15 protein-coding genes are annotated in these 12003 nt (G+C 67.7%); 7 read left to right on the top strand and 8 right to left on the bottom strand.

All coding sequences use genetic code 11. From position 1 onward, the window contains the following. On the bottom strand, positions 1–462 hold a 462-nt coding region (locus tag VXC91_RS37205), incomplete at its 3' end, for a MerR family transcriptional regulator (RefSeq protein ID WP_329511774.1). A gap of 28 nt (positions 463–490) precedes the next feature. Between VXC91_RS37205 and VXC91_RS37200 the strand changes: the two genes are divergently transcribed. Further along, positions 491–1261, top strand: coding sequence for a methyltransferase domain-containing protein (locus VXC91_RS37200; RefSeq protein ID WP_329511773.1), 771 nt, complete (start codon positions 491–493; stop codon positions 1259–1261). A gap of 34 nt (positions 1262–1295) precedes the next feature. Here the strand turns inward: VXC91_RS37200 and VXC91_RS37195 are convergent, their stop codons facing one another. Continuing rightward, positions 1296–1847: a hypothetical protein gene (locus tag VXC91_RS37195; protein ID WP_329511772.1), complete on the bottom strand. Its 552-nt coding sequence runs from the start codon at positions 1845–1847 to the stop codon at positions 1296–1298. Next, the gene (locus tag VXC91_RS37190; protein ID WP_329511771.1) at positions 1847–2023 is read right to left on the bottom strand and encodes a hypothetical protein; all 177 of its coding nucleotides are present in this window, start codon (positions 2021–2023) and stop codon (positions 1847–1849) included. Before VXC91_RS37190 ends, VXC91_RS37195 begins: the two co-directional genes overlap by 1 nt. A 123-nt stretch (positions 2024–2146) precedes the next feature. On the opposite strand from VXC91_RS37190, the gene VXC91_RS37185 reads away from it, so the two are divergent. The 5 genes from VXC91_RS37185 (at position 2147) to VXC91_RS37165 (ending at position 7824) form a co-directional block, all read left to right on the top strand. After that, the gene (locus tag VXC91_RS37185) at positions 2147–2722 is read left to right on the top strand and encodes a TetR/AcrR family transcriptional regulator (protein ID WP_329511770.1); all 576 of its coding nucleotides are present in this window, start codon (positions 2147–2149) and stop codon (positions 2720–2722) included. A 298-nt stretch (positions 2723–3020) separates the two neighbouring features. Continuing rightward, positions 3021–3437 (top strand): hypothetical protein, encoded by a 417-nt coding sequence (locus tag VXC91_RS37180; RefSeq protein WP_329511769.1) that lies wholly within the window; start codon positions 3021–3023, stop codon positions 3435–3437. 355 nt (positions 3438–3792) lie between these two features. Then, on the top strand, positions 3793–4410 hold the full coding sequence (locus VXC91_RS37175) for a hypothetical protein (RefSeq protein ID WP_329511768.1): 618 nt from the start codon (positions 3793–3795) through the stop codon (positions 4408–4410). Between the two features lie 279 nt (positions 4411–4689). Next, a complete protein-coding gene (locus VXC91_RS37170) occupies positions 4690–6492 on the top strand; it encodes a PA domain-containing protein (protein ID WP_329511767.1) in 1803 nt (600 codons plus the stop codon). Between the two features lie 534 nt (positions 6493–7026). Beyond that, complete coding sequence (locus VXC91_RS37165; protein WP_329511766.1) at positions 7027–7824, top strand: MFS transporter; 798 nt, start codon at positions 7027–7029, stop codon at positions 7822–7824. Positions 7825–7926: 102 nt separating this feature from the next. On the opposite strand, the gene VXC91_RS37160 is transcribed toward VXC91_RS37165, so the two are convergent. After that, positions 7927–8625, bottom strand: coding sequence for a DUF305 domain-containing protein (locus tag VXC91_RS37160; protein WP_329511765.1), 699 nt, complete (start codon positions 8623–8625; stop codon positions 7927–7929). Positions 8626–8891: 266 nt separating this feature from the next. On the opposite strand from VXC91_RS37160, the gene VXC91_RS37155 reads away from it, so the two are divergent. Continuing rightward, positions 8892–9047: a hypothetical protein gene (locus VXC91_RS37155; protein ID WP_329511764.1), complete on the top strand. Its 156-nt coding sequence runs from the start codon at positions 8892–8894 to the stop codon at positions 9045–9047. Between the two features lie 130 nt (positions 9048–9177). On the opposite strand, the gene VXC91_RS37150 is transcribed toward VXC91_RS37155, so the two are convergent. The 4 genes from VXC91_RS37150 to VXC91_RS37135 form a co-directional block, all read right to left on the bottom strand. Next, on the bottom strand, positions 9178–10296 hold the full coding sequence (locus VXC91_RS37150; RefSeq protein ID WP_329511763.1) for a HoxN/HupN/NixA family nickel/cobalt transporter: 1119 nt from the start codon (positions 10294–10296) through the stop codon (positions 9178–9180). A 145-nt stretch (positions 10297–10441) separates the two neighbouring features. Beyond that, on the bottom strand, positions 10442–11299 hold the full coding sequence (locus VXC91_RS37145) for a F510_1955 family glycosylhydrolase (RefSeq protein WP_329511762.1): 858 nt from the start codon (positions 11297–11299) through the stop codon (positions 10442–10444). Positions 11300–11412: 113 nt separating this feature from the next. Then, the gene (locus tag VXC91_RS37140; protein WP_329511761.1) at positions 11413–11553 is read right to left on the bottom strand and encodes a hypothetical protein; all 141 of its coding nucleotides are present in this window, start codon (positions 11551–11553) and stop codon (positions 11413–11415) included. A 96-nt stretch (positions 11554–11649) separates the two neighbouring features. Beyond that, positions 11650–12003, bottom strand: a 354-nt coding sequence (locus tag VXC91_RS37135) for a hypothetical protein (protein ID WP_329511760.1), incomplete at its 5' end; no start/stop codon positions are given.

Below are 12003 nucleotides of genomic sequence, written 5' to 3'. Positions count from 1 at the left end.
CGTGTCGTCCAGACCCATGAGGAGGTTTCGGGCGCACTGGGTGGCCCATGCGGCGGTGACATGCCGGGTGACACCGGTGAGGGTGACGTCTTCGTGATCGCAGTCCAGAGCGCACTCGATGAGCTCGAGCGAGTACCGGGCGGTGGCGATGCGGGAGCGCAGGGCCGCGGCTTCTTCCTGCAGCATCTCGCGCCGCTTCACGGGATCGGCTGTGCCTGCCAGCGTACGGATAGTGTCGAGTGACAGCCCGGCTTCCTTGGCGCGAAGGATGACGGCGATCCGGGTGAGGTCGGCAGCGCCGTAGCGGCGCCGGCCGGCAGCGTCGCGTGCGGGGGTGACGAGTCCCATCGCCTCCCAGTGCCGCAGGACGTGAGTGGCCATGCCGAAGCGCTCCGCGACGGCACCGATGGTCATCACCGCGCCGTCACCGTTGATCGGCCTGCTGTGCTCGCTTGACTTCATGTCGACATCAAGTCGCAACCTGGCGCCCATGACCAAGGAAGCGGAACAGACGCGCCGTTCGACGGACAACTTCATCACGCTGCTCGAAGCGGCCGACCCGCTGCCGGGAGTCACGGAACTCAGGCAGCGCACCTACGACTTGCTCGGCGTCGGGTCCGGAAAGTCCGTGGTGGACGTGGACTGCGGGGCGGGGCGCGCCGTGGCAGAACTCGCCGAGCGGGGTGTGAAGGCCGTCGGTGTGGATCCTGACGAGCGGATGATCGCCGTTGCCCGCGGCCGGTGGCCCGGAGCGGAGTTCCGGACCGCGGCAGCATACGAGCTGCCCCTGGCGGACTCCTCGGTGGATGGCTACCGGGCCGACAAGGTGTTTCACGAACTCGCCGAACGCGAGCGGGCATTGGCGGAAGCCCGCCGCACCCTCGTACCGGGCGGGCGCATCGTGCTGATCGGACAGGACTGGGACACCTTCGTCATCGACTCCGACGAGCCGACCCTCACTCGCACCATCGTGCACGCACGCGCCGACCTGACCGCCGGCCCGCGGACCGCCCGCCGATATCGCAACCTGCTGCTGGACTCCGGTTTCCAGGAGGTGGCGGTGGAAGTGCACACAGGCGTGTTCACGGGACCGACGATGCTCCCACTGCTCGTCGGACTGGCCGAAGGGGCCTGTTCTACTGGCGCCGTCACGCGGGAGCGGACGGATGCGTGGGTTGCCGAGCAGTGTGCTCGGGTGACCACGGACCGGCTGTTCCTGGCCCTGCCGATGTTCGTGGCCTCGGCGGCCGGGCCATGCTGAGCCGGACCGCAAAGCCCCGCGATGGCTGAGCCCGTCAGGCCGGGGCCGGAGCCGCCTCGTCCATGGCAGGGCTACCGGCCCGATCAGCTCGCTGCTTGTTCTGCACCCGCCATCCGTATTTGGTGATGCCCCGTGGCTTGTAGATCGAGAGTGCCGTGGTCGTCAGTAGCACAGCGACAGCAGCGGCGGCGTCGGCGACGAGCTGGATCCTCATCCCGCTGAGGTCGGAGCCGGACAGGTTCGTCCGCGCCGCCGCTGCCGCCACCTGCATATGCAGCAAGAGAAGGAACGTGGCCAGGACAGTCAGAACGAGTTTGGCGAGCACCCAATAGTGGCGGAGCAACCCCCACGTTGTGCCAAGGGACTGGATCAGTCCTGTCAGCAGCGTGGCGAAGGCCAGCGGGACGATCACGTACCAGCCGGTCAACTCCATGGCGAGGTACGCCCCTCGGACTTGCTGGGGATCCTGGCCGTTCAGTCCGGCGAGAGCGAGCGCCAGGAAAGTGGCGACCGATCCGAGCCAGCCCACCGAGGACGCGACGTGCGCGGTGAGTGCGAGTTTGCGGATTCCGGGCGGCATCGCCATCAGTGGCCGCCGTGCATGCCAGGTCCCATGCCGCTCCCGGTCAGGTGCAGGACGAGGAACAAGATGACCACGGCCAGCGCCACTGCCCCCGAGACCTTCACCCAGCGCGGCGCGCCAGGGGCTGTTCCATGGGCAGGCGCCGTAGTAGTGCTCGGCTCGGACGGTGAGTCGGTCATAGGAATCTCCCTTGTCGAGCGGACGGCTGTCGGGTCGTACTTCCGTGGCCGCAACAGTTATCGATACATAGTGTCTACATCAAGTCGAAGTGTATCGGCATCGTCACCACGTATACTGACCTGGTGCCGAGGCTGTGGAACGAGACGATCGAGGAGCATCGCCGTGCCGTGCGCGACACGGTGCTGGAAACGACGGCGGCGCTCGTGGCGGAGCAGGGCCTGCGGGCGGTGACGATGTCGCGGATCGCCGAACAGAGCGGCATCGGCCGGGCCACGCTGTACAAGTACTTCCCTGACATCGAGTCGATCATGGTGGCCTGGCACGAGCGCCAGATCGGCGCGCATCTCGACCAACTCGCTGAACTTCGCGACCAGGCCGGCACTCCTGGCGAGCGGCTGGAAGCGGTGTTGGAGGCCTACGCGTTCATCCAGCAGCAGCGACATGGGCATGGAGGGGAATTTTCGGCGCTCCTGCACCGGGGGGACCACGTCGTGCACGCAGAGCAGCACCTGCGTCAGTTCATCCGGGGCTTGCTGGCTGAGGGAGTGCAGGCGGGTGAAGTTCGGGATGATGTCGCGCCGGATGAGCTGACCAGCTTCTGCCTGCACGCCCTTGCCGGGGCAGGCACCCTGACCTCCAAGGCTGCGGTCAAGCGGCTCGTCGCGGTCACCCTGTCCGGGTTGCGTCCGCAGAGCTGACGGTCACGGATCACGTGCCGTCAGCCGCGCCGGGTCTGAGTCGCGCCGACGAACACGTCGACGCACTCATACTCGGGGGAAGCGCAGATGACCGGAGGCCCGCACGTTCACTGAGACGCCTGTGCACCGTCCATGAACGGCAGGCGGGCGCCTATTGGCTCGGCCGATCGACGCGCGCTCCCGTCCGCCTGAGCGTGCCCCCACCTGTCGCGTGGAAGTCGTCGCCGGTACGCTGTGCCGCCGAGGACAAACACGAACCCGATGTAGAGGCGCAGCTAGGGGACGGCGGTAGGGGCGCGTGGGCAAGAACACGAAGACGGGCGACGTCGCGTTGCGCCTCGTTCTGCTCACCTTGCTGCTTCTGGGCGTCGGTGTGCTGCATACCCTGGGCCATGCCGGCGCCCACAGTGGAGTTGCCACCTCCGAAGGCATTCAGCACGCGAGCCATGCCACACCTGTTGTCGACGGGCCGCTGCTCGCGTCCGCAGACGTTGAGACTGCCGAGCACCCCGACCCGCATCAACACATCGGATCCGTGGCCCACACGGAGGTTTCCAGCTGCTTCGCAGTGGTCCCGTCCGGTCCCTGCCTGGTTCCACCACACAGCCAGGCGGCGTGGAACATCGACCCCGGCGTCAAGGCGGTCCGCATCGGCCCGGAGCCGAACCCGGCCAGAAGAACGGACATTTCGCGGTCGCAGGTGCTGCGGATATAGAGCACTGGCTGTTTGAGGTGCGTGCAGCCCGAGCGCTGCGCCCTCGAAGTGCCGGACCGTCCTGTCCGGCCGTGCTCATCCAAAGCTCATCGTCTCGTCCGACGGGTCCGCCTCGTGTGCCCGCACGCTGCCGACCGTCGTTTCGCGCTGAAAGGCGTCCTCCGTGTCCCAGCAGCACTTTGTCGACCGCACCACCACGCCTGTGCACCCGCAGGCACCTCACACGTATGAGAGGCGGCCGGAGCCGTCGCCGCCGCGAAGCGGAGGACGCCGCGGCGGTCGCCGCCGAGCACCGAAACGGACACCGCTGCTCGGCAACTACCTCGGCTACGCCGCCACGTTCGTCGGCGCCGGTTTGATCAGCGGCGCCATCGTGCACCACCCGCTCGACCCCGCCCGGTACACCGTCATCGCGATGATCGGCGCCGCGGTCTTCCTGTGCGCGACCACCCTCACCGAGTTCATCCTCACCAAGCAGCGACCCAAGGCAGCGAAAGTACTAAGCATCATCGCTGCTTCGCTCGCGCTGTCGTTCGGCATTGGCATGCTCAGCGGTGGGTTGCAGCACTTCGAGGACTTCCCCGAGCGTGGCGCGATGCTCATCCCCTTCGGTCTCACATTGTCCTTCATTGCGTATGTCCTGCGGCACGAACCGGCGCGCTGGCGCAGCATCATCGGCCCGGCGGGCGTATTGGTGCTGGTCACTGCAGTGCTTGCGTTTATCGGGCTGCGCGGCATCGCCGACGGGATGGCGTCGGAGTCGGGTGGCGACGGGCACGGCCACAGCCATGGTGAGGAGACTTCCGGGAAGTCGGAGGAGACAGGGGAAGCCGAGACCACCCACGATGACGAGGGCACCCACGACGAAACGCCAGGCGGCCAGAACTCCGTCGCTCCGTCACCTCAGAACAGTGCGTCCACAGCCACGAACACCGACGATGCTGGGCACGGCGCCGACGGTCACAGCCACTAAATGGCGTCGGATTCAGTGCGGAGACGCGCTGCGGCATGGCGGCGATCGGCTACCGGCGTGGCGTCGACACGGGGCAGAAGCAGCCGCTGTCTGCTAAATGCATTCGTGTTAAAAGTCTTCCCTGCCTATGAGTCGGCAAAGTACGTTCCCGGTGCCCGGGCCGATCGGCCGGGCACTGCCTCGTCACAGGTGTGCGGTCACACCCGCACTGGCAGGGGAGGGACTATGCGTAACAGACGCAGACGTACAGCCGCCGGAATTGTCATAATCACATCCCTGGTGGCGGTCGGGCTCACGGGCGTCGCCCAGGCCCATGATGGTGTCGGCTCCACAGACGGTGTCATCAACAACGCGCAGGCCACACACGATCACGACCAACATGGGGGGAGCGGCGGACACCTGCCTGCGAGCAGTGACAACGTCAGCCTCGTCAGCAAGCTTCAACTCGACAGCGTCGAGGGCAAGATCGCCGATGTGGGCGTCTACAAGGGGTACGCCTACCTCGCCTCGTGGGGCGGAGTCGGCTGTGACAACACCGGCGTCCATGTCGTCGATATCCGCAACCCCGGCAAGCCGAAGAAGGCCGCGTTCATCCCCACGACGGGCAGCGCGCCCGGCGAGGGCATCCAGACACTGCACATCTCCACGTCCGCCTTCGACGGCGACATCCTCGTCACCAACAACGAGATCTGCGGCGACGGCGGTGTCGGCGGCATGAACATCTACGACGTCACCGACCCGGTCCACCCCAAGACTCTGGCCAACGGCGTCGGCGACTTCACCCTCGGCAACGAGCCGACCGACCTGGCCCGCGAGATCCACAGCGTCTTCGCCTGGGACGCGGGTGACAGGGCGTACGCCGTCCTTGTCGACAACGAAGAGGGCACGGACGTCGACATCATGGACATCACCGACCCGGCGAAGGCCACGCTCGTCGCCGAGTACGACCTCGATGAGACCTTCCCGCAGATCGTCCAGGCAGCCCCGGCCAACCTCACCGAGATCTTCCTGCACGACATGGTCGTCAAGAACATCCACGGCCGGCAGATCATGGTCGCGTCGTACTGGGACGCAGGATACGTCCTGCTGGACGTCACCAACCCCAAGAAGATCAAGTACATCGGCGATACCGACTTCACCGACCCCGACCCTGAGCCGGCCGAGAGCGGGCTGACGGTGGCGCCCGAAGGCAACGGCCACGAGGCCGAGTTCACGCTCGACAACCGCTATGTCATCGGCGCCGACGAGGACTTCGGCCCGTACGCGCTGGCCGCCCGCAACGTCACCGACAACACCGCCATCACCGCCGGCCAGGGCATTCCGCTCAACCCGGGCACCGCGCTCACCGGTGGATCCGTATATGTCGGACGCGCCTGCAACGGCGACACCGCGGTGCCTGCCGGCGACCCGGCCACCATGGACATCGCCGTCGTCGAGCGCGGCGTGTGCACCTTCACCGAGAAGGTCGCCAATGTCGAGGCCGCGGGCGGCTACGACGGCATCCTCGTCTTCAACCGCACTGGCAGCGACGCCTGCGACGCCCAGTCCGGCATGAGCGTTGAGGGCACCCTGCCTACGTTCGGTGTCGCGCCGCGCAGCCAGGGCTTCGCCATCTTCGACCAGCCCTACAGCAACGCGGACTGCCTGGCCGGAACCGGACCCCAGGCCCTTCCGGTGGCCGTCGGCACCAAGGGTGACCAGGCCACGTTCTCCTCTCATTTCGACGGCTGGGGCTACGCCCACCTCTACCGCAACGAGCGCGGCAAGATGACCGAGCTGGACACGTATGCGATCCCTGAGGGCCACGACCCGGCGTACGCCTCCGGGTTCGGCGACTTGACCGTCCACGAGGTGGCGACCTCGCACGTCCGTTCCGACCTCGCGTACTTCGCCTACTACGCGGGCGGATTCCGGGTCACCAAGATCAAGAATGACAAGCTCGTCGAGGTGGGTCACTACATCGACAAGGGCGGCAACAACTTCTGGGGTGTGCAGACCTTCCCCCACGGAGGCACGGAGTACGTCGCCGCATCCGACCGCGACTACGGGCTCTACATCTTCCAGTACACCGGACGCCAGTGATCTCACCCTCTGGTACGGCTTCCACCGGTCGTCGGTGGGAGCCGTACACATGGGGGGCGACGTCGTGAGGAGGACTGCGTACGCGTTGAGCCCGCGCGGGAGGTCCTGAGTGCCTCCAACCGACCCCGTCTTTCCGGCTTCCAGACAAGGGCCTGCCATGTTCACCACTTCGATCTTCCTGAACGCATGCGCGGTGTCTGGGGCGGCCGGGTCGCCCGTCTCGCGGCCGTTGATGGGCTGTTGACGTCCGCCTCTGCGCAGGCGCATGTGCCCCGTTGATCACCTGATCAAGTCCCCTCTGGAGGGCCCTTGCCCGTCAGAGCGGCCGCTGGCTCACCTGGGTTGTCACCGCGTACGCGCTGTGCTTCGGTGGGCTGATGCTGCTCGGTGGGCGGCTCGTCGACGTGTTGGGTGCCCATCGCACCGTGCTCGTAGGGCTGGCGACGTTCACGGCCGCCTCCCTGGTCACCGGACTCGCCACCGGCGCACCAGGTGCCCGCACTGCTGCCCCGCCGCTCGCCTCAGCCTGCGCGCTTGGACCTGCCCGGTGCCGTGCTGGTGACCGCGGGCACCGGATCGTTGATCTACGGACTGGTGAAGGCAGGAGACGCCAGCTGCGGAAGCGCGACCGCCGTCCTGCCCTTGCTCGGCGCTCTCGTCTTCTGCGGCGCGTTCGTCGCCGTCGAACACGACGGCCGGACTCCGCTGATGGACCTCAGGATGTTCACCCACCGTCCGGTGGTTGCGGGCGCGTTCCTTATGCTCATCGCCACCGCGCTACTGATCGCGTTCTTCTTCCTCGGCTCGGTGTATCTCCAGCACTTACGCGGATTCAGCCTGCTCAAGACCGGGCTGGTGTTCCTGCCCGTGGCCGTGGCCACCGGCATCGGCGCCCACCTCGGGTCGCAACTCGTCGGCCGGATCGGCAGCCGTCCTACCGCCGTGGCCGGAATGGGCGTCGCGGCGGGTGGGACTCTCCCGCTGACCTGGCTGTCGGGAGACGGAAGTGTGTATGCGGGACCGCTGCTGTCCGGCCTGGTGATCGCCTCGCTCGGCATCGGTGCGGTCTTCGTCACCGCCACCACCACGGCGCTGGCCATGGTCGCCCACGAGGAGGCGGGACTGGCCTCGGGCGTCGTCAACACCTTCCACGAAGTGGGCGGCTCGATCGGGGTGGCCGTGATGTCGACGGTCGCCGCCGGCGTCGAGCATGGAGCGATCGGCGGCTTTACAGACGCCTTCACGCTCAGCGCGGTCGCGGCCGCCGCGAGCGCCCTCGTCCTCGTACCCCGAGGGAAGCCGCAGATGACCGGAGGCCCGCACGTCCACTGAGACCCGGGCGAGGGCAGAGGCGGTGCGTGCCCTGCCCTCGCCCGGGGCCGCCGATCGCTGCTCGTGCTGAAAGGCGACCTCTGGAGTCCGGTGCGTCCGCGGCTACTTGGTTGTCGACTTCCCGTACCAGTTACTCAGCCAGGTGCGCAGCTTAGTGATCTCCGCGTTCTGGCTGGCGGCGATGGAGTGGGCCACGGCGATCAGCCGGCTGTGGGTGGCCTGTCCGGGCACGGTGCCTGCCGCAAGGACGGCGGCCTCGTGGTGGGCGATCATCCCTTCCATGAACGCCTGGTCGACACTCGCACCGGCGCCCATCGTGGCCATGTGGCTGGACATCGCATCCATGTCCGCGTGCATGGACCTCATCATCTGCTGGACGCCTGCGGGCATGCGGGCGGCCGCTTGAGCCGGGGTGAGTCCGTACCAGGTCTTGAGCCAGCTGGTCATTTCGCTGATCTCCTGACTCTGGGCGGTGATCACCCGTTGCGCCATGGCTCTGAGCTCGGGACGGGTGCCGTCGGTGAGTTCCATGCGGGCCATCGACACGGCCATCTGGTGATGCGGGATCATCCCGGCCATGAAGGCCTGCTCGAAGGCGGCCCCGTGCAGTTTTTGCAGGGCGGCGGCGTACTGCTGGGCCATCTGCATCAGCTGGTCCCCGCCGGGCTGCTGCGTGGCGGCGACGTTGGGGGCGACGGTGGCGGGGGCGGCTGCGAGGGCAACCGGTACCAGCGTCAGTGACGAGGCGAGACTTGCGGGGACGAGAACGGCGGTGGCCGCACGGCGTGCGGGAGACGGCATCGGGCCACTTCCTTCCGAAAGAGGTGTCCGGATACCCCGAGCACCACCACGGTTGCACAGCGTGATGCGGCGGGCAGGCCGACGCCCGGTGGAGTGGAAGGCCGATCCGGCGTACAAGGCCCGGCGGCTGCGGGCAAGACGTCTTCCCGTACAACGTTGGTCCGACCGAGTGACACGGTTGTCGGCGGGAGCTCGTGGGCTGCACCTCGGGCAGGGCCCCCACGTTTGACTCCAATCGGGGGTGCCATCGCGAAGTAGTTCCGCTGGTGCTGGCCGCGGAACCCGCCGTGGCGGCGACCGGCATCGGTGACGACCACCACGGCACCGGCCTGCGCGGCTGCGACGCCACGGCTGCGGCCCGCGTGAACAGTGCCCTGCCTGCCCAGTTCCGCGACGAGCCGACGGCGACGCCCTCAAGATGACGGCGACCGGCTGGCCGGATTTCCAGCTACGTCGGCGACGTCGATAACGCGGACGGAGCGGCACGACAGGAACCGGAGGCGTCCTTCGGAGACTCTGCTCTGCGGCGCATCGAGCCCGTAAGCGTCAGCGTCATACGGACACAACGTCGGGGTCCGGCTCGGTGCGTGTGGGATACCGCTCGTCGAAGCGGCGCAGCTTCCACAGGGCGACGGCGCCGATCCAGGTCGCCACGAAGGTGACCACGATGACGACGCCGATCGTGTTGAGGTCTATGCCCGCCAGCCAGGACCAGGGTGCGCGGTCGGCCGCACCGAGCTGTTCCGCGAGCAGGGAGACCAATTCCACCGTGCCGACCACGAAGGCCACGAAGATCGACAGGCCGGTCATGGTGAGGTTGTAGTAGATCTTGCGGACGGGGTTGGAGAACGACCACTCGTATGCCTTTGCCATGAACACCCCGTCGGTGGTGTCCATCAGGCTCATGCCGGCGGCGAAGATCAGTGGCAGGGCGATGATGCCGAGGGGCGGCAGGGTGCCGTCCGCGGCGGAGCCGGCTGCGAGGCCGAGCGCGCCGACCTGGGTGGCGGTGTCGAAGCCGAGGCCGAAGAGCAGGCCTACGAAGTACAGCTGCCAGCTGTGCTCGATGAGCCTGTTGTAGCGGCCCTTGAAGACGCGGTTCATCAAGCTGCGGTCGGACAGGAGCTGTTCCAGCTCCTCGGGACGGTGGTGGCCCTGCTTCGCCTCGCGCCAGGTCCCGAAGATGCCGCGCAGTACGCCGAAGTTGAGGGCGGCGATGGCGTACAGGAAGACCCCGGAGACCAGCGTGCCGATGACACCGCCGATGTCGGCGAAGCCCGTCTGGAAGCGGTTCGCGGCCTGCGCGGCGAAGGCGATGGCGACGGAGAGGGCGAAGACGACGGACGAGTGGCCGAGTGAGAAGGCCAGCCCGAGACCGAGCGGGCGCTTGCCCTTCTGTAGCAGGTAGCGGGTGGTGTCGTCGATCGCTGAGATGTGGTCGGCGTCGAAGGCGTGGCGCATCGCGAGCGTGTAGGCCAGCCCGGCCGCGCCTGCGTAGAGCAGTTCGCCCTGGCTGTTGGCGAGGTCGTGGTAGCGGGCGTTGTAGTAGGCGAACAGGCCGAAGCCCGCGATGTGCAGCGCCGCCACGAAGCCGTACATCGCCGCCAGACGGCGTATCTCACCCCGGTCGAACCGGCGGCTCGGCCGAGTGGCCGCGGCGTTGGTATTCATGGGCAGCTTCCTCGGGACGATGTTGGCCATGCCTTACTGCGTTGTGCCTTCAGATGCGACGCATATGCAGTAAGGCATGGCCGGTGTGGCTGCCCTGTGTTCGTATCGAGGACGGGTGCGGATTGGTGGCCGAGCCGCGGCGTATTCAGTGCACGTCAGCCGACTCGACGTCGAGCCGCCGGGTGAAGGTCTTGCCACCGTCCTTCGACTCGTACACCCCGTCCCAGGTGGCGACCAGGACGTGCTCGGCATCGACCGCGGTGAGCGCCTGGGGCTGACCGCCGGGGAGGGTCGACACGCTCTTCCAGGTGGCACCGCCGTCCGTGCTGCGGTTCAGGCCGCCGGAGGTGTCGATGCCGTAGAGGGCTTCCTTCGCGGTCCAGGAGAGGAAGGCCATGACGGGCTGCTTGCCCTTCGTGAACGTCTCGCCGCCGTCCGTGCTGCGGGCGATTCCCGCGGCTGTGGTGGCGAGGACGAGGTCGGGGTCGCTCGGACTGACCGCGATGTCGAGTGCCTGGAGCATCGCGCCGTCCTTCCAGGTCTTGCCATCCTTGCTGGTGCGCAACAGGCCGCCCGTGGCGTCGTAGGCGTAGAGCGTGCCGTGCGCGTAGTCCAGGGCGTGGAAGTCGGACTGCCCGGACAAGGACAGCGCCTTCCAGGTCTTGCCGCCGTCCGTGCTCTTGATCAGACCCTTGTTGCCTCCCTGGGAGGGGTGGCCGCTGGCGTAGAAGGTTTTGTCCCCTGCCACCGTGAAGCCCATGAAATCGTCCTCGCTCGCGCCGACCAGCGTGGGTTTGCCCTTGGCGTCGGGGGTGTAGACGCCCTCGTGGGTGGCGACGTAGAGGCGCTGGTCGGAGGGATCCAGGCCGAGTCCGTGGATGTGGGTCAGTGCCGTCGCCGACGAGCCGGACGAGTCCGCCTTGTCATCGCTGCCGGCGCAGCCGGCCACGGTGAGGGCGAGGGTCAGGACGGTGGCTACCGCGGCGGCATGGTGCTTGGTCATGGTTCCTCGGGCATCTGGGGGGCGGCGCCGGGCGCACGTCGGCCGGGCGCAGGCAGGTGGGGGCAGGGGACCGCCCGGGCTCCTCGACACGCGCGCCGAGGAGCCCGGAACGGTCAGCGGGTGATGCGGCTCAGAGTGCCCATGTCGCCGCTGCCGCTACGGGCGGACAGCAGTAGGGCTCCCGCCGCGACGACTCCCGCGGCGGCGATCCGGCGGGCGGGCTTGCGGTGCAGGGCGCGGGTGAAGACACTCATGATCGATGTCACTCATGTGTCTGGTTCTTGTGGCTGTCTTGGCGCATGCGACGTCGCGGGGTTGCGCCTGGTGCGCGCCCGCTAGGGCGGTTCGGCCTACAGCCTCAGGACCGACAACTGGGTGAGATCGGGGCCGCGTGGGGGAGGGTTTGCTCGCAGTAGTACGGGAGCCTGGGCGAGGAGACGCGCCAGCCAGTCGGGGTGACGGGCGAGCGCCGAGCGCAGAAGCGTGGCGAGGACCCACGCTCCGAGCATCACGGCCAGGCACAGCGACAGCATGTCCATCGCCATCAGGGGCACGTGCGTTGACGACGAGTGCTCGGGGCTCTTTACCCGGCGTGCGTCCGTGAGTGCTGCCGCCGAGTCGGCTGCGTGAGCCGCCGGACCGTCGTCCAGCGCCGCTTCCGGAGCGTGAGACGCCGTGTCCATGCCAGCATCGGGCGAGTCGGC

Origin of the sequence: Streptomyces chiangmaiensis, from assembly GCF_036281785.1 — a bacterium.
Taxonomy (GTDB): Bacteria; Actinomycetota; Actinomycetes; order Streptomycetales; family Streptomycetaceae; genus Streptomyces; species Streptomyces chiangmaiensis.
This window is presented reverse-complemented; position numbering and strand designations above follow the sequence as displayed.

What these genes read in the sequence shown, in the direction of transcription:
- VXC91_RS37200 (WP_329511773.1), top strand. Translation starts at nt 491, where the DNA reads ATGACCAAGGAAGCGGAACAGACGCGCCGTTCGACGGACAACTTCATC.
- VXC91_RS37195 (WP_329511772.1), bottom strand. Translation starts at nt 1,847, where the DNA reads ATGGCGATGCCGCCCGGAATCCGCAAACTCGCACTCACCGCGCACGTC.
- VXC91_RS37150 (WP_329511763.1), bottom strand. Translation starts at nt 10,296, where the DNA reads ATGAATACCAACGCCGCGGCCACTCGGCCGAGCCGCCGGTTCGACCGG.
- VXC91_RS37160 (WP_329511765.1), bottom strand. Translation starts at nt 8,625, where the DNA reads ATGCCGTCTCCCGCACGCCGTGCGGCCACCGCCGTTCTCGTCCCCGCA.
- VXC91_RS37145 (WP_329511762.1), bottom strand. Translation starts at nt 11,299, where the DNA reads ATGACCAAGCACCATGCCGCCGCGGTAGCCACCGTCCTGACCCTCGCC.
- VXC91_RS37190 (WP_329511771.1), bottom strand. Translation starts at nt 2,023, where the DNA reads ATGACCGACTCACCGTCCGAGCCGAGCACTACTACGGCGCCTGCCCAT.
- VXC91_RS37140 (WP_329511761.1), bottom strand. Translation starts at nt 11,553, where the DNA reads ATGAGTGTCTTCACCCGCGCCCTGCACCGCAAGCCCGCCCGCCGGATC.